Source organism: Roseateles sp. P5_D6 (genome assembly GCF_054049415.1).
Window position 1 is genome coordinate 54,015 of the sequence record NZ_JBFUMK010000008.1, and the last position, 17,015, is coordinate 71,029.

The 17,015-nt window shown below is 68.4% G+C and carries 14 protein-coding genes; all 14 read left to right on the forward strand.

The genetic code is table 11. The features are described from left to right. Positions 1-34 precede the first annotated feature (34 nt). The 14 genes from ACXJKM_RS12680 (at position 35) to ACXJKM_RS12745 (ending at position 16,786) form a co-directional block, all read left to right on the forward strand. Positions 35-2,566, forward strand: coding sequence for an ATPase, T2SS/T4P/T4SS family (locus ACXJKM_RS12680; protein ID WP_457352695.1), 2,532 nt, complete (start codon positions 35-37; stop codon positions 2,564-2,566). A 16-nt stretch (positions 2,567-2,582) separates the two neighbouring features. After that, the gene (locus tag ACXJKM_RS12685; protein ID WP_457352697.1) at positions 2,583-4,313 is read left to right on the forward strand and encodes a GspE/PulE family protein; all 1,731 of its coding nucleotides are present in this window, start codon (positions 2,583-2,585) and stop codon (positions 4,311-4,313) included. A gap of 172 nt (positions 4,314-4,485) precedes the next feature. Further along, positions 4,486-5,715, forward strand: coding sequence for a type II secretion system F family protein (locus ACXJKM_RS12690; RefSeq protein WP_457352699.1), 1,230 nt, complete (start codon positions 4,486-4,488; stop codon positions 5,713-5,715). Between the two features lie 153 nt (positions 5,716-5,868). Further along, complete coding sequence (locus tag ACXJKM_RS12695) at positions 5,869-6,246, forward strand: type II secretion system protein (RefSeq protein WP_457352701.1); 378 nt, start codon at positions 5,869-5,871, stop codon at positions 6,244-6,246. Positions 6,247-6,250: 4 nt separating this feature from the next. Then, a complete protein-coding gene (locus tag ACXJKM_RS12700; protein WP_056202265.1) occupies positions 6,251-6,706 on the forward strand; it encodes a type II secretion system protein in 456 nt (151 codons plus the stop codon). 10 nt (positions 6,707-6,716) lie between these two features. Further along, positions 6,717-7,313, forward strand: coding sequence for a type IV pilus modification PilV family protein (locus tag ACXJKM_RS12705; RefSeq protein WP_200955317.1), 597 nt, complete (start codon positions 6,717-6,719; stop codon positions 7,311-7,313). Beyond that, on the forward strand, positions 7,303-8,106 hold the full coding sequence (locus ACXJKM_RS12710; protein WP_457352703.1) for a type II secretion system protein: 804 nt from the start codon (positions 7,303-7,305) through the stop codon (positions 8,104-8,106). The genes ACXJKM_RS12705 and ACXJKM_RS12710 overlap by 11 nt, the downstream gene beginning before the upstream one ends. After that, complete coding sequence (locus tag ACXJKM_RS12715) at positions 8,103-8,594, forward strand: agglutinin biogenesis protein MshP (RefSeq protein WP_457352705.1); 492 nt, start codon at positions 8,103-8,105, stop codon at positions 8,592-8,594. The genes ACXJKM_RS12710 and ACXJKM_RS12715 overlap by 4 nt, the downstream gene beginning before the upstream one ends. Beyond that, a complete protein-coding gene (locus tag ACXJKM_RS12720) occupies positions 8,567-12,142 on the forward strand; it encodes a DUF6701 domain-containing protein (protein WP_457352707.1) in 3,576 nt (1,191 codons plus the stop codon). The genes ACXJKM_RS12715 and ACXJKM_RS12720 overlap by 28 nt, the downstream gene beginning before the upstream one ends. Further along, complete coding sequence (locus ACXJKM_RS12725; protein ID WP_457352709.1) at positions 12,142-13,134, forward strand: hypothetical protein; 993 nt, start codon at positions 12,142-12,144, stop codon at positions 13,132-13,134. The genes ACXJKM_RS12720 and ACXJKM_RS12725 overlap by 1 nt, the downstream gene beginning before the upstream one ends. Positions 13,135-13,210: 76 nt before the next feature. After that, positions 13,211-13,888, forward strand: coding sequence for a PilN domain-containing protein (locus ACXJKM_RS12730; RefSeq protein WP_457352711.1), 678 nt, complete (start codon positions 13,211-13,213; stop codon positions 13,886-13,888). Next, positions 13,885-14,604, forward strand: a complete 720-nt coding sequence (locus ACXJKM_RS12735) for a hypothetical protein (protein ID WP_457352713.1) — start codon at positions 13,885-13,887, stop codon at positions 14,602-14,604. Before ACXJKM_RS12730 ends, ACXJKM_RS12735 begins: the two co-directional genes overlap by 4 nt. Next, positions 14,601-14,996 (forward strand): hypothetical protein, encoded by a 396-nt coding sequence (locus ACXJKM_RS12740; RefSeq protein ID WP_056202243.1) that lies wholly within the window; start codon positions 14,601-14,603, stop codon positions 14,994-14,996. The genes ACXJKM_RS12735 and ACXJKM_RS12740 overlap by 4 nt, the downstream gene beginning before the upstream one ends. Further along, positions 14,993-16,786, forward strand: coding sequence for a secretin N-terminal domain-containing protein (locus tag ACXJKM_RS12745; RefSeq protein ID WP_457352715.1), 1,794 nt, complete (start codon positions 14,993-14,995; stop codon positions 16,784-16,786). The genes ACXJKM_RS12740 and ACXJKM_RS12745 overlap by 4 nt, the downstream gene beginning before the upstream one ends. Positions 16,787-17,015: the final 229 nt, after the last annotated feature.

Here is a 17,015-nt window from a genome sequence, read left to right on the forward strand (position 1 = left end):
CTCCATAATCATCGGCACACCTGCTGCCCAGCCCATGACCGACCCGTCCCAGCCCCTGCCCTGGCCCCATGGCGATGCCGACTCACCCGCTGCGGCAGGCCCGGCCTCCGGTTTTCTCTGGCCCAGCCCGCCCTATGCCGCCTACCCCCAGCCGCAGGTGCAGCGTGGGTCCGAGGCCTGCGAGATCCTGGGGCTGAACAACAGCCGCAGCATGGGCCAGCTGTTGCAACTCGATGCCAGCGACCGCATCGTGCAGATCAATGTGCCGCCAGCGCGCAACAGCATGCCGCTGAAGTTCAGCCAGTTCCGTGCCGTCAAGCTGCTGCGCACGCTGGAGGTGCCGCCGCGCGATGCCGGCGACCTGAATTCCCCGCTCAGCGTCGACCAGCGCCCGCGCACCGAGTTCCGCGTCGTCTTCACTGGCGGCGATGAGCTCAAGGGCGTGACCATCGGCCATCATCACGACAGCCTGGGCCTGTTCCTTTTCCCGCCGCTGGCCGATGACGACGACTCCGTGCGCCGCGTCTTCGTGCCCCGCGAGGTGCTGGCGAATTTCGAGATCGGTGAGCGCCTGGGCGACCTGCTGCTGAAGGACAAACTCGTCACGCCCGAGCAGCTCAACGCCGCCGCTGTCGAGCAGAACGACCTGCGCCAGCGCCGCGTCGGCGACATCCTCGTCAACCAGCAGATCGTCACCGCCGAGCAACTGCTGCAGGCCATCGAGCAGCAGGCCAAGATGCCGATGGTGCGCATCGGCGAGGCGCTGCTGGCGCTGGAGCTGGTCACGCCCGAGCAGCTCGAGGTGGCGCTGGTTCAGCAGCGTGATGACCGCTCCGTGCCGCTGGGCGAGCTGCTGGTGCGCAAGGGCGTCATCAGCCGCGCGCAGCTGCAGTCGGCGCTGGCGCGCAAGATGGGCTACCCGGTGGTCGATGTCGAGAACTTCGCCATCGAGCCTGACGCCGTGCGCAAGCTGCCGCACGCGGTGGCCAAGCGTCTGGAGGTGCTGCCCCTGCTGCTGCGCGATGGCCGCCTTGTCGTGGCCATGGAAGACCCGACGCGGCGCGACGCCCTCGACGAGGTCGAGTTCATCACCCAGCTCAAGGTCGTGCCGACGCTGACCAAGCTCGGCACCCTGCAGTTCGCCATTCCGCTGGCTTTCGACCGCTATGGCGGCGAGCCCCTGCCGCGCGGCAGCGCCGTCGACCCCCTGCCCGACTTCCAGCCCGACTTCACGCTGGACAACTCCAACAAGCTCATCGAGAGCCTGGAGCGCGACAGCAGCGAGCGCAGCGCCAGGGAAGAGGAGTCGCCCATCGAGCAGAGCGACAACTCGCTCGTGCGCCTGATCAACTCGATGATCATCGAGGCGCACAACCAGGGCGTGTCCGACATCCACATCGAGACCTACCCGGGCAAGGAAAAACTCAAGATCCGTTTCCGCCGCGATGGCGTGCTGCAGCCCTATCTGGAGCTGCCCCCCACCTACCGCAACGCGATGATCGCGCGCATCAAGATCATGTGCGACCTCGACATCTCCGAGCGCCGCAAGCCCCAGGACGGCAAGATCAACTTCGCCAAGTACTCACCCCAGCACCGGCTGGAGCTGCGCGTGGCGACCATCCCGACCAACAACGGCCTGGAAGACGTCGTCATGCGCCTGCTGGCCAGCAGCAAGCCCATGCCGCTGGACCGCATCGGCCTGTCGCCCGCCAACCTCGCCGCTCTGCAGACCGCCGTCGCCCGCCCATATGGCTTGGTGCTCTGCGTCGGCCCGACCGGCTCCGGCAAGACGACGACGCTGCATTCGGCGCTCAGCCACATCAACACGGCCGAGCGCAAGATCTGGACGGCCGAGGACCCCATCGAAATCACCCAGGCCGGCCTGCGTCAGGTCCAGGTGAACGCCAAGATCGACTGGACCTTCGCCAAGGCCCTGCGCGCCTTCCTGCGCGCCGATCCCGACGTCATCATGGTCGGTGAGATCCGTGACCAGGAAACCGCCGAGATCGCCGTCGAGGCCTCGCTGACCGGCCACTTGGTGCTCTCCACGCTGCACACCAACAGCGCGCCCGAGACCATCACGCGGCTGCTGGACATGGGCATGGACCCCTTCAACTTCGCCGACTCGCTCTTGGCCGTGCTGGCTCAGCGGCTGGTGCGGCGCAGCTGCACCGCCTGCCGCACCAGCGAGCCCATGCTTGAGGCCGAGCTGCAGGAACTGCTGGACGACTATCTGCACGTCTTCCCGGCCGAGGGACGGCCCAGCAAGCTCGCGCTGATGTCGGAATGGATCAAGTCCTACGGCCAGGGCGGCCGGCTGATGAAGCACCACAGCCCCGGCTGCACGGCCTGCGGCGGCAGTGGTTACAAGGGGCGCGCCGGCCTGCATGAGCTGCTGACTGTGTCCAAAGACATACGGCGCATGATCCAGACCGGGGCCCGCGCCGAGGAACTACAGCACGGCGGCCTCGCCGAAGGCATGCGCTCGCTGCGCCAGGACGGCATCATCAAGGTCTTGCAGGGCATCACGACCCTCGCCGAAGTCCACGCCACCAGCAATGCATGACTGAAAGTTCGAGCCGATGAGCGATGCGCCCGTAGAAACCGCAGCCCCCCGCCCCAAGCTGCGTCTCGGTGACGTCCTCGTCGAGCAGCAGCTGATCTCGGCCGAGCAGCTCGGCCAGGCGCTGGAGCTGCAGCGCGCCACCGGCAAGAAGCTGGGCCGCATCCTCATCGAGGCCAACCTCATCACCGAGGAGGCCCTGGCCCATGTGCTGGCCCGCCAGCTGCGCGCGCCCTTCGTCAACCTCAAGACCTTCCCGCTCAAGACCGACCTGGTGCGCCTGCTGCCCGAGACGCCGGCGCGGCGCTTTCGCGCCCTGGTGCTGGAGGAGCGTGGCGACACCCTGCTGGTCGCCATGGCCGACCCGCTGGACCTGTTCGGCTTCGACGAGCTGGCCAAGATCCTGAAGCGCCGCCTGGCCATGGCCGTGGTGGCCGAAAGCCAGCTGCCGGCCGTCTTCGACAAGCATTACCGCCGCAGCGACGAGATCTCCGGCCTGGCCAAGGCGCTGGAGAAGGACATCGGTGACGCCGTCGACTTCGGCGCCCTGCAGGCCAGCGTCGGCCAGGAAGGCGCACCGGTCGTGCGCCTGCTGCAGTCGGTGTTCGAGGACGCGACGCGCGCCGGCGCTTCCGACGTGCACATCGAGCCCCAGGAAGGCGAGCTGCTGATCCGCAACCGCGTCGACGGCCTGATGCAGACGCTGACGCAGGCCGACAAGCGCATCGCACCGGCCCTGGCGCAGCGCCTGAAGCTGATGGCGGGCCTGGACATCTCCGAAAAGCGCCTGCCGCAGGACGGCCGCTTCACGCTGCGCCTCTCCGACCGCACGCTGGACGTGCGCCTGTCCACCATGCCCAGCCAGTACGGCGAATCGGTCGTCATGCGCCTGCTGGGCCAGGGCTCGGCCCTGCGGCGGCTGGATGCCATCGGCATGCCCGACGACATGCTCAAGCGCTTTCGCGAGCTGCTGGGCCGTGACTCCGGCATGCTGCTCGTCACCGGCCCGACGGGTTCAGGCAAGACCTCGACGCTGTATGCCGCGCTCGCCGAGCTGGACTCGGAGAAGCTCAAGATCATCACCGCCGAAGACCCCATCGAATACCGTCTGCCGGGGCTGACCCAGGTGCAGGTCAACGACAAGATCGAGCTCGATTTCGCCAAGGTGCTGCGCGCCGCGCTGCGCCAGGACCCCGACGTGATCCTGGTGGGCGAAATGCGCGACGCCGAAACGGCCGAGATCGGCCTGCGCGCCGCCATCACCGGCCATTTGCTGCTGTCCACGCTGCACACCAAGGACACCGTCTCCACGCCTTTTCGCCTGCTCGACATGGGCGCGCCGCCCTTCATGGTGGCCACCTCCCTGCAGGCCGTGCTGGCCCAGCGCCTGCTGCGCGGCGTCTGCAAGCACTGCGCCGAACCGCACCTGGCCACGCCGCAGGAGCAGGCCTGGATCAACGAGGTGCTGGCCATGAATGGCGAGGCGCCGGGCCTCGTGAAGAGCGTGGCGGGCCGCGGCTGTGCGGAGTGCAACGGCACCGGCTACCAGGGCCGGCGCGGCATCTACGAGATGCTGGAGATGGACCCCGACATGGCTCTGGCCATCCAGAACAGCGACGCCGGCGCCTTCCTGACGGCCGCCCGCAAGTCGCTGCGCGGCAAGACCCTGGCCGACCGCAGCCTGGCGATGGTGCGCGAAAGCAAGACCTCACTGGCCGAGGCGGTGCGCATCAGCGTAGATGCTGAATGACAGAGTTGAAGCCCCTCGCCCAGCCTCGCGCCGCTGAACGCGGGCGAGTCCAGTCGGTCCCCCGCGGGGACGGCGATGCTTGCGGCGTTGAGCCGCAAGCACATCGCCCGCGATCCGGCTCGGGGCGGCCCAGCGCTCGGCTCGCGGCTCGAACGCACAGAAGGCAACCCGCATGAACTTCGCGTTCAAGGGCCGCAACGGCCGCGGTGAGCTGGTTGAAGGCATCGTCGATGCCATCAACAGCGACGCCGTGGCTGCCCAGCTGATGGCTGGCGGCGTCGTGCCCGTCAGCATCGAGGCGACCACCGAGGCCGTCAGCGTGGCGGGCGGCGGCAACTGGCTCGAGGCCCTGCTCGCCAAGCCCATCACGCAGGAGGATGCCCTGGTGCTGACGCGTCAGATGTACACCCTGCAAAAGGCCGGCGTGCCCATCCTGCGCGCGCTGGCCGGGCTGGAGGCCTCCACCAGCCACCCCGGCATCATCGCCCTGCTGCAGGACGTGCGCGCCAGCCTGGACCAGGGTCGCGAGCTGGGCACCGCCTTCGCGCGCCACCCGGCCGTGTTCAGCAGCTTCTACGTCGCCATGACCCGCGTCGGCGAGCTGACGGGCAAGCTGACCGAGGTCTTCCAGCGCCTGGCCGAGCACCTGGAGTTCGAGCTGGACATCCGCGCCCGCATCAAGCAGGCGCTGCGCTACCCCATCATGGTGATCGTCGCGATGGCCATCGCACTGATCGTCATCAACGTCTTTGTTTTACCGAAGTTCGCCGACGTCTTCTCCCACTTCAAGACAGAGCTGCCGCTGATGACACGCATCCTGCTCGGCTTCTCGGGCTGGACGGTGAAGTGGTGGCCCCTGGTCGTGGCTGCTGGCATCGGCGCGGCCTTGGCCTGGCGAAACTGGATCGCCACACCCGGCGGCCGCTACACCTGGGACCGCTTCAAGCTGCGCCTGCCCATCGCCGGCAACATCGTGCTCAAGGCCACGCTGGCCCGCTTCGCGCGCAGCTTTGCGCTGGCCAGCAGCTCGGGCGTGCCCATCAGCCAGGCGCTGACCGTGGTCGCGCAGACCGTGGACAACGCCTACATCGGCGCCCGCATCGAGCAGATGCGCGACGGCGTCGAGCGCGGCGAAAGCATCTCTCGTTGCGCGACGGGCACCGGCGTCTTCACGCCCATCGTGCTGCAAATGATTGCGGTGGGCGAGGAGACGGGCGAGCTGGATACCCTGATGACCGAGATCGCGCAGATGTATGAGCGCGAGACCGATTTCGCCATCAAAGGCCTGTCCGCCGCCATCGAGCCCATCCTGCTGAGCATCATCGGCGGCATGGTGCTGGTGCTGGCCCTGGGTGTCTTCCTGCCACTGTGGAACCTGGGCCAGGCGGCCATGGGGCGTTGAAGCGACGGCCAGGGCGTGAAGCCTGCAACGGTTTGCAGGCCGGTGTGGACCCGTCATAAAACTCGTGCGCAATTCACTTCTCATCGCTGAGCCGCTGCCCGATAGTCCTGTCACCCCCCGGACCACAGCGCCCAGAGCGCAGGAAGGCACCCCATGAACAAGTCTGTGCAAGCTGGTTTCACCCTGATCGAACTGGTGATGGTCATCGTCATCCTCGGCGTGCTGTCGGCCGTCGCCCTGCCCAAGTTCGTCGCCGTTGATGACGACGCCAAGCAGGCGGCCGTCAACGGTTTTGCCGGCGCGCTGAGCTCGGCCTCGGCCATCAACTACGCCGGCCGCAAGGCCAACGGCAACAACGGCGTGGCCGTGACCAAGTGCTCCGACGTCATCGCAATGCTGCAAAGCCCGCTGCCCACCGGTTTCTCGGTCACGACGGACAGCACCGCTGCCGCCAACATCACCGTGAGCACCTGCGTGCTGACCGGTCACATCGACAAGACGGCCACCTTCACCGTCACCGGCATCCTCTGATCCCATGACCCACGCCCCGCGCGCCGACGCGGGCTTCACGCTGATCGAGCTCATCCTCGTCATCGTGATCACAGCCGCCCTGGCGGTGTTCGCCCTCCCCAAGGTGGTGGACACGACGCTGTGGCGGCTGCGTTCTTTTGGCGATGACCTTCAGGGCCGCCACCAGGCCATGCTCAGGCTGGCCCTGCAGCAGCGCCGCCCCATCATCGAGACCATCAGCAGCACCGGCGTGAGCTGGGCCTACGGCAATGGCAGTGGCACCGCCATCGCGACGCTACCCTGCCCTGCGACCGAAAGCCCTTGCTTGTCCTCCAGCGGCACAGTGACCTTCAACAGCGGCAACAGCGGCGCGACGACGACCCACACGGGTGGCGCGCTGACCGTCACGGTCGCCTCCAGCAATTACAGCCAGGCCTACCGCATCGAGGCGGATACGGGCCTGATCTACGCGACTCCTTGAGGCTTGACCCATGAGGCGCTCGGCTAGCATCCCCCGCATGCCGGCCATGCCCCGTCGGCCGCGCCAGTGCGGCCTGAGCCTGATCGAACTCCTGCTCTTCATCGTCGTTGTCAGCATCGCGCTGGCCGCGCTGCTGAAGGTTTTCGTCACGGCCACGACGGCGAGCGCGGAACCCATGATCCGCCGCCAGCAGCTGGCCATCGCCGAGTCGCTGCTGCGCGAGGTGGAGCTGATGAACTTCACCTGGTGCGATCCCGACGATGCCAACGTCGCCACGGCCACGTCGGCCACGGTGTCGCCAACCGGGTGCGCAGCACTCGTCGAAGGCAGCGGCACCGAGCCCGGCGAGACCCGCTACGGCACCACCTCCTTCGACAACGTCAACGACTACGCCGGCTTCTCGATGAGCGGCATCCGCGACGTGGCCAACACGGCCATCGCCGGCCTCGGCGGCTACAGCGCCTCGGTCGCCGTGACCTCGGCCGCCCTGGACAACGTCGTGGCCGGCGAGGCGCTGAAGATCACCGTCACCGTCACTGCGCCCGACAGCAGCACGCTGACCTTGCAAGGCTGGCGCACCCGCTATGCCCCCAACGATGCGAACTGAAGGCGTTCGCTCACGCCAGCAAGGCTTCACGCTGATCGAGGCGGTGATGACCATCGTCCTCACCGGCATCGTCATCACCATCGTCTCGGTCTTCATCGTGCCGGCGACGGATGCCTACTTCGCCAGCAACGACCGCGCCCAGCTCGGCGAACAGGCCGACACCGCGCTGCGCCGCATCGCCCGCGACCTGGCCGGCGCTCTGCCCAACAGCGTGCGCGTGAAGGGCAACAGCCTGGAGCTCATCCCCGTCAGCGGAGCGGCGCGTTACGCCACCGCCGGTGCCGGTGCCTTGCAGTTCGGCGTCGCGCCCGTCCCCAACTTTGCCATTGTTGGGCCATCGCTCACGATCAGCCATGCCAGCCAGAAGCTGGCCTGGTACAACCTCGGCGCCGACACGCCGGACGCCGACGCCTACGCCGGTGACAACGTGCGCATCTCCGGCAACGCCGCGGGCAATGCCGTCAACGTCGGCGTCGCGGGCGTAGCGCTGCCCAATGCGCTGCAGTCGCCGCCATATCGCGTCTATGCCATCGAGTCACCCGTCAGCTACACCTGCAATATCGCCGCCGGCACGCTCACCCGCTACAGCGGCTATGCCGCGACAGCCAGCCAGGCCGACCCGCCGGCAGGCACCGCCGCCGTGCTGGCCCGCAACGTCACCGCCTGCAGCTTCAGCTACGGCACCGGCGCGGCGACGGCCCGCTACGCCCTCGCCTCGCTGCAGATCTCGCTGACCCGCTACGGCGAGACCGTGTCCCTCTATCACGCCGTCCACGTGGACAACCTGCCATGAGAACGCTGCGCGGCTTAGCGAACCGGAGTACCGGCTTCACGATGATGTCCATGCTCTTCATCCTCGTGGTGCTGGCCGCGCTGGGCGTGGCGCTGGCCTCGCTGAGCCAGCGCCAGCAGCTCGGCTCGGCCGGCGAACTGGCCGCGGCCAAGGCTTACCAGGCCGCCCTGGCTGGTCTGGATTGGGGCAGCTACCAGGTCCTGCGCGGTGCCGCCCAGCCCATCTGCTTCGCCACCAAGAGCATCGCCCTGCCCGACCAACTGTCCGACTTCACCGTCACCATCACCTGCGCGCGCAATCCGGCCGCCGGCACGGTGACCGACGGCGAGCAGCAACTGGCCTTCTACGTCGTGCAGGCCACCGCCTGCAACATCGCGAGCGGCGGCGCCTGCCCCAACGGCAGCACCACCGAACCCACCTACGCCGAGCGCCAGCTCAGCCGCACCTTGTCGTACAAGACATGCACGCCGCCCGCTGTCTCCTGCTGATCGCCCTGGCCCTGCTGTGCGGCCTCGCGCAGGCCGCGTCCAGCTACACCTTCCGCAGCGACAGCTATGCCTGGGAGACGGCCGCCAATGCCCTCGCGTGGGACCGCAGTTGCACCAGTTACCCGGGCGACGACGACAAGGCCACCATCACCTTCACCGGCGGCTTCAAGTTCACCTTCGCAGGCACGGCCTACACGTCGGTGCGCGTGCTGACCAATGGTGGACTGCAGTTCGGGACCGACACCGGCTTCTTCCGCAATTACACCAACACCGCCCTGCCGGCCGGCGCGGCCGACACGCAGAGTGGCTGCGTTGCCTCGGCCACGACCAACGTCATCCTGGCCTACTGGACCGACCTCGACCCCAGCCGCGCCGGCAGCGGCGGCGTGACCTGGGAACAGAAGGGCACGGCGCCCAACCGCTACGTCGTCGTGTCCTGGAACGGCGTCTATCAGTACAACACCAGCACCCCCTACACCTTCCAGATCATCCTGTTCGAGAACGGTGAGTTCAAGTACCAGTACGGCAACGCCAATGCGAGCGGCTCCAACGCCACCATTGGCGTGCAGGTCAGCAGCAGCGACACCACCCAGTACTCCTACAACAGCGGCTACAACGCCAACGGCAGCGCCATCCGCTGGTTCGTGCCCAACGGCACGCCGACGCGCCGCGCCGAGTACCGCTTTGACGAATGGAACTACAGCGGTCGCGTCGGCGAGGTGGCGGACAGCAGCGGCAACAGCAACAACGGCGTGCGCATCGGCAACGCAGTCACCTCGGCCACGGCCAAGGTCTGCCGCTCGCTCAGCATCCCGGCCGACACAACGAGTACCAGCCACGCAGTGGACACGCTGCTCGACGTCAACTCCGGCGTCGGCGACAAGGGCGCCGTGACCTTCTGGTACGACGCCAGCACGGCCTGGAACAACTCGGCGGCGATGCTGCTGGACGCGACGACGTCCACGAGCAAGCCCTTCTTCCTGGTGCGCCAGAGCGACGGTTCCCTGCGCCTGACCGTCACCGACAGCAACGGTCTCGTGGTGTCGACCGCCACGCCGGCGCAGTCCGTCGCCGCGAGCACGTGGAAGCACATCGGCATCACCTGGAACCTGGCAGCCGGCACCAACCAGAGCACGCTGCGCATCTATCTCAACGGCGTTCAGATCGGCGCCACGACGGCGACGACGAGCGGCAGCCTGGACAACAGCATCGGCACCCTCTTTGTCGGCGACAACCGCAGCAGCACCGCGCCCACCAATGGCACGCTGAGGTCGGCCAATGGCCTCATCGACGAAATGCGGGTCTACAACTACGAGATCAGCGCGCTGGAGCTGACGGCCGACATGGCGCCGGCCTCGCGCACTTGTCCGCTGCCGCTGGACCACTACGAGGTGTGGCTGCCATCCACCAGCCTGACCTGCCTGCCGACGACGGTGACCGTCAAGGCCTGCGCCACCAACGCCGCCAGCTGCAGCGTCGAGACAACGGTCAATGGCACGGCCACGCTGACGACCAGCGCCGGCACGCTGGGCAGCAGCGCCCTCAACTTCAGCAACGGCGTCGCGACGACGACGCTCAGCCTCCCCGGCGGCGCCGACAACACCAGCGTGGCGCTGACGCTGAGCTCCGAGAGCACCGCCGCCGCCAATGCCCGTGAATGCTGCCCCGATGGCGCCAGCTGCTATGTGTCCAACAGCTGCTCGACGACCTTCAAGCGCTCCGGCTTCCTGGTCTCCACCACCACCACCGGTGCTGCGATCACCCTGCCCATGCAGACGGCTGGCACGGCATCGGCCTCCTATTGGCTGCGTGCCGTCAAGTCCGGCACCAACAACCAAGCCTGCGAGGCGGCCTTGACCGGTTCCCGCAACGTCAATTGGGGCTATCAATGCCTCAATCCGGCGAGCTGCGGTGGCAGCAACCTGATGAGCGTCAATGGCACCGCCGTTGCCGGCAACGCCAGCGGCGTGTCCACCGCCACGGCCGCTGTGCCGATGACTTTCGACACCAACGGCAACGCTCCCTTCACGCTGACCTTCAACGATGTCGGCCAGACGTCGCTGTTCTTCAACTACGCGGTCAACCCCGCAGTCGGCGTTGACATCAACGGCACAGGCAACGCCTTCGTCACCAAGCCGGCGCGCTTTCTGATCTCCAACGTCGCCAGCGGCGCCAAGCCCAATCCCGCCGCGGCCAATGATGCCGGCGGCTCTTTCGTGGCTGCAGGCGCCAGCTTCGGCGCCCGTATCACCGCCGTCACCTCAGGGGGAGTTGCCACGCCCAATTTCGGCAAGGAGTCGACGCCCGAAGGCGTGTTGCTGACACCGACCCTGGTGCTGCCTTCGCCGGGCGCCTCCGGCACGCTGACCAACGGCACCGTGGCCGGCAGCCTGTTCATCAACGGCGTCGCCAACGTCGGCAATCTCAGCTACGCCGAGGTCGGCATCATCACGCTGACGCCTGCCCTGGCCAGTAGCGGCTACCTCGGTGTGGCCGCACCGACCGGCGCCGTGACCGGCACGCCCACCGGCAATATCGGCCGCTTCATCCCGGCCGGCCTCACCGTTACGCAGGGCCTGCCTACGCATCGCAGCGATCTGGCATGCGCGCCGGCTTCGACTTTCACTTACCTGGACGAGAACTTCAGCCTCGCGTTCACGCTGACGGCCGTCAATGCCGCCGGCAACAAGACCAGCAACTACACCAGCAATGCCAGCGGCAACTTCACCAAGCTCCCCCTCGGCACGCATGGCAGGTTCAATCTTGCCGGCATCGCCGGTGCAACGAAGTTTGCCGGCCGCGTCGGCGCCTCTGCCAGCGCTGGAACCTGGACGAACGGCACGGCCTCGGTGACCCTCACCGCCAAAGTCGCGCGTGGCGCGACAGTCGATGGTCCCTTCAACAGCGCCCAGTTCGGAATCGCGCCGGTCGATGATGACGGCGTGGCCATGGCCGCCTTCGACCTCGACACCGACGCGGTAGCCGGCAACGATCGAACGCAGGTCAATTCCTCCGGCCCTTCCGGGCAAATCCCCCTGCTCTACGGCCGCCTGCGCCTACAAAATGCGCTCAGCGCCGCCAACCGCACGCTGAAACTGCCGCTGACCGCCCAATCCTGGAACGGCACGGCCTTCGTGACCAACGCCTTGGATTCCTGCACCCGCATCACCGCCGCCAACCTGAGCTTCGGCAACTTCCGCAAGACCCTCACCGCTCAGGATGCGGTCATGTACCCCAACGTCCCCAACACCGCTGTCGTCGTCAACCCGCTGCAACCAACTTACATCACGCTGGCCGCCCCGGGCGGTGGCCGCCTGGGCAGCATGGACGTGGCCGTGGCCCTGAGCTCCACGCCCACCGACGCGTCCTGCCTGAAGACGGCCGGCGGCTGGGCCAGCGCCGCGGTGCCCGCCACCGCCGGCGCCAACCTCGCGTCGCTGCGCGGGGCCTGGTGCGGCGCGGCCGCCACCAGCGACCCCAGTGCCCGCGCCACCTGGGGCCTGTACCGCGGCAGCGACGGCGTCGTCTACCAGCGGGAGAACTATTGATGCGCTGGCCCTGGTCCACCCGCCGCAACGGCCAGCGCCTGTTACTGCGCCGCGTTGGCGAACAGCATGCCTTCGTGCTGACCGACGGCCCACCCGGTCATGACCAGGACCAGCCGGCCCGGCTGCTGCGCTGGGGCCTGATGAGCGAGGCAAAACCCGTCACCTCGGGCGACGCCATCGCGCTGCTGGACCCGGCCGACTACCAGATCCTCAAGGTCGACACCCCCCATGTGCCGCCGGAGGAGCTGAAGGCCGCGGCGCGCTGGCAGATCAAGGAGATGGTCGACGTCGACGTTGCCGAACTGACGCTGGATGTCATGCACGTCGGTGGCGACGTCGAGCGCGCGCAGCGCCAGCTCTTCGTCGTCGCGGCCCGCAACAGCGCCATCAAGGCGCTGACCAACGGCGCTGCGGGCATCAGCAGCAACATCACCATCGTCGATGTCTGGGAGACGGCCTTGCGCAATCTGCTCGCCGCTCAGGCCCGTGCCGACGACCTGGCCGCGCGCGCCTGCGCCGCCGTCCATATCGATGAGCGCCACTGCCTGCTGGTCGTCAGCGCCGGTGATGAACTCTTCTACACGCGCCGCCTCGAAGGCGACCCCGGCCTGCTGGCGCGTGCGCGCGGCGAGCAGGCCGACGCCGGCGCTGCCGAACTGCCGCTGGGTTTCGAATACCAGCCCGGCGGCACCTTCGATGCCAGCACCACGCAGGAGTCGCCCCTGGTCGTCGAGCTGCAACGCTCCATCGACGTCTGGGAGCGCAGCTGGCCTGAGCTGCCGTTGGCGCGGCTGTACGTCATCACGGCCGAGCACGGCGCGGAGGTCGCGACGCTGATCCAGCGCGAGCTCGGCCAGCGCACCGTGGCTCTGAATCCGCTGGCCGCCTTCGCGCCCGACGCGCCGGCCCCCGAGGGCGACGCAGCCCAGGCCCTGGGCGCCTGCCTGCCGCTGCTGGGCGCCGCCTTGCGCACCGAGACTCGAAAGTTGTGATGCCCCCTCGTTCACTTCGTTCACTGCCCCCCAAGGGGGCGCCAGTGCCCTTCGGGCGGCCGGGCGGGCACTGCTGATGGCCCAGCAAATCAACCTGCTCACGCCGATCCTGCTAGCACCCAAGCGCTATTTCTCGGCGCTGACGCTGGTGCAGGCCACGGGCCTGCTGTGCCTCGCGGGCCTGGCTGCGGCGCTGTGGCTGCAGCAGCGTGACCGCAGCGCCGAAGCCCAGCATCAGGTCGTTCTCGCGCAATACGCGACGGAGCGCCAGCAGTTGACCGTGGCCCGCGCCAACCTGCCCGCGCCACTGGATGCCGCCACGGTGCAGCAGCAACTGCTGCCACTGGCGGCCGGCAACGCTGATCGCCGTGCGCTGCTGCAGGTGCTGGGCGCCGACGCAGCCGGGCAACGCCATTCCGACCTGCTCGCGCTGATCGCGCGCACCCTGCCCGAACCGGCCTGGCTCAGCGAGTTGCGCTACGCGCCGGGCCGGGTCGAACTCGTCGGCGGCACGCTGGACACCGCCATGCTGAGGCCCTGGCTGGCCAGGCTCGCGGCCCATCCGCTACTGGCCGGGCAGCAGTTGTCGGCCCTGCGCGTCGAGCGCCTGGGAGCACCCGGTACAGAGACGGGCGGCAACCCGCTGCTGTCGCGTGACAGCCCGCTCGTCAGCACCGGCCTGCCGGTCTGGGCCTTTCGCGTGGTCAGCGCGCCGGCCCATGCGGCCAGCGCCGCAACCGGAGGCGCACGATGAAGGCGCAGACGACCATCGATCTCGCGCTGCTGCGGCGCCGCCTGGCGCCCTTGCTGCAGCGCTGGGAACGCCAGGCCAAGCGCATTGACGCCCTCAGCCTGCGTGAGCGCGCCATCCTGTTCCTCAGCATCGTGGCGGTACTGGCCCTGCTGTTCGACTCCTTCGTGCTCGCGCCGCAGTCCGCCCGCGCCAAGCTGCGCAGCAACGCTCAGGCGCAGCAGGCCGCCGAGATCAGCAAGCTGCGCGAGCAGTTCATCAGCGCCAGCGGCAGCGGCGGCACGCCGGCCGAACAATTGCAAATCCAGCTCGAAAGCGCCCGCAACGAGCGCCAGCGCCTGGACAGCGAATTGCGCCAGGCCAGCACCGTCAACCCCGCCGAAGGGCTGTCGGCCCTGCTGCAGCGTGTGCTGGCCCAGCAGCCGGGCCTGGTACTGGAACGACTGACGCTGCTGGACGACACGCCCGTCAGCCTGCCGTCTGCATCGGCATCGGCATCGGCAGCAGGCAACACGCTGCCACCGAGCATGCCGGGCATGAGCTGGCAGGGTGTCGAGCTGCAGCTGCAAGGCAGCTACCGCGACACCCAGCACTATGTGCAGGCCCTGGAACGCGAACTGCCGGCGTTGCGTTGGGGCGAGATGCGCCTGAGCAGCGGCGGCCCCAACGAGGTGCCGCGCCTGCTGGCCCGGATCTATCTGCTGAAGGTGCAGCCATGAGAGCGGCATTCATCGCCCTGCTGTTCGCTGCGCCGCTGGCCCAGGCCGCCGACGAACCCACCCGCGACCCCACGGCCTGGCCACCCGCGCTGCGCAGCGCCATGGCGGCCTCGGCCGCACCGGCTGCCTCTGGCGTTGCGCCGGCCGACAACGCCATCCGCCAGGTCGTCTTCGCGGGAGGCCGCGCGTATGTCGTACAGCGCGGCCGCCGCTATGGCGTGGGCGAACAAATCGAAGGCGCACGCATCGAGCGCATCACCGAACAGGCCGTTTGGCTGCGCGAGGCCGGCCAGGTCCGGCGCGAGCCGCTGTATGGCGGCGTCGAGAAGCGCCCGCCTCCGGAGGCGGCCCGGGCTGCATCCGGCGTGAAGAAATCCAAGGAGAAGCCATGAAGGCCCCCGTCCATCGACTCCTGCTGGCCAGCTCAGCAGCTGCGCTGCTGGCAGCAGGACTGTCAGGTTGTGCCGACAAGCCGCTGCGCGTGGCCCAGCCCAGCCAGGCCCTGCGCGAGGAGCTGCAGGCCCAGCGAGCCGCCCCCGCCGCCTCTGGCGTGCCCGCACCGGTCGTGGTGGCGACGCCCGTACCGCCGCCCGCCCCCGCGCTGCCGCCCGAGCCACGCTTCGACCTCATCGTCAATGGCGCGCCGGCCCGTGACGTCTTCCTGTCCCTGGTCAGCGACACGCGCTACAGCATGCTCGTGCATCCCAGCGTGTCGGGCCAGCTGTCGGTCACCCTCAAGGGCGTCACGGTGCGCGAATCGCTGGACGCCATCCGCGATGTCTACGGCTTCGACTATTCCATCGACGGCCGCCGCATCACCGTCTTTCCGCCCACGCTGCAGACCCGCGTCTTCACGATCAACGCGCTGGCTCACCAGCGCAGCGGCCGTAGCGAGGTTCGCGTCAGCTCGGGCGCCGCGCCGGCCAGCAGCCAGAACGGCGCCGCCGGTGCAAGCGGCAACACTGGCAGCGCCACCGGCGGCAGCACGACCACGGTCCAGCAGCAGGAGAGCAGCCAGCTCAGCACCAAGGTGTCGAGCGATTTCTGGGGCGAGACCAACAACGCGCTGAAGGCCCTGGTCGGCAGCGGCGAGGGCCGCGCCGTCATCACCAGCCCGCAGACCGGCACGGTCGCCGTGCGAGCCATGCCGGAGGAGCTGCGTCACGTCGAGGCCTGGCTGAAGGCGACACGCATCGCCGTCGAGCGCCAGGTCATGCTGGAGGCCAAGATCGTCGAGGTCGAGCTGCGCGAGGGCTACCAGAGCGGCATCGACTGGTCGCGCATCGGCGAGCGCAGCGCCATCGGCCAGACCAGCGTCAACCCTTCCATCCCTAGCGGCGTCAGCAGCATCATCAATCCGCTGGTCAGCAACACACGCGGCTTTCCCACGCTGTCCAGCGGCACGCAAAGCCCGGCCTGGCCCGACCTCATCCCCCTGCCCTCGGCCGGAGGCGGCACGCTCGGCCTGGCGCTGGCGCGCGGCGGCTTCCAGGCGCTGCTGGCCTTCGTCGAAAGCCATGGCGACACGCAGATCCTGTCCAGCCCGCGCATCGCGACGCTGAACAACCAGAAGGCCGTGCTCAAGGTCGGCACCGACGACTACTTCATCACCGGCATCAGTGGCAGCAACAGCGGCACCAATACCGGCACCAACGGCACGAACGGCACCACCAACCAGATCCCGACGCTGACGCTGACGCCTTTCTTCAGCGGCATCGCGCTGGACGTGACGCCGCAGATCGACGCGGCCGACATGATCACCCTGCACATCCACCCCTCGGTCTCCAACGTGACCGAGAAGATCAAGCAGGTCGATCTCGGCTCGGTCGGCAACTTCCGCCTGCCGCTGGCCAGCGCCAGCGTCAACGAGAGTGACACCGTGGTGCGCATCCCCGACGGCCACATCGTCGCCATCGGCGGCCTGATGCAGATGGAAGCCACGCGCCGCGGCTCCGGCGTGCCCGGCGCCGACAGCAACCCGCTGACGTCCATGCTGTTCGGCAATCGCGCCAACAACGGCCGCAAGCGCGAGCTCGTCGTCCTCATCAAGCCCAGCATCATCCGCAGCGCGGAGGACTGGGAGCAGCACAACCGCCTGGTCAGCGAGTCACTGGACGACACCGAAGGCCGCTCGCGGCGCGTGATCCGGGTGGATGGCGCGGCGGCGGCGCCGCAAAAGTAAGCGGTGGCGGGAAAAGTGGCCGGGTCCGCATCCGTGCCCATTCGCACAGCGTGGACGGTCGCGGCCGTCGCGGCCGTCGCACTAGCGCTGGCCGCAGGCAGCTGGCTACTGAACCGATCGGCCGAGGCGCCCACCTCACTGCCGCCCACCCAGCCAGCCCCGCCCTCGGCAACACTTCTAGGAACGTTGCTACAGCCGATCGTTGACGCGAAGGCCGATGCCGCTACCC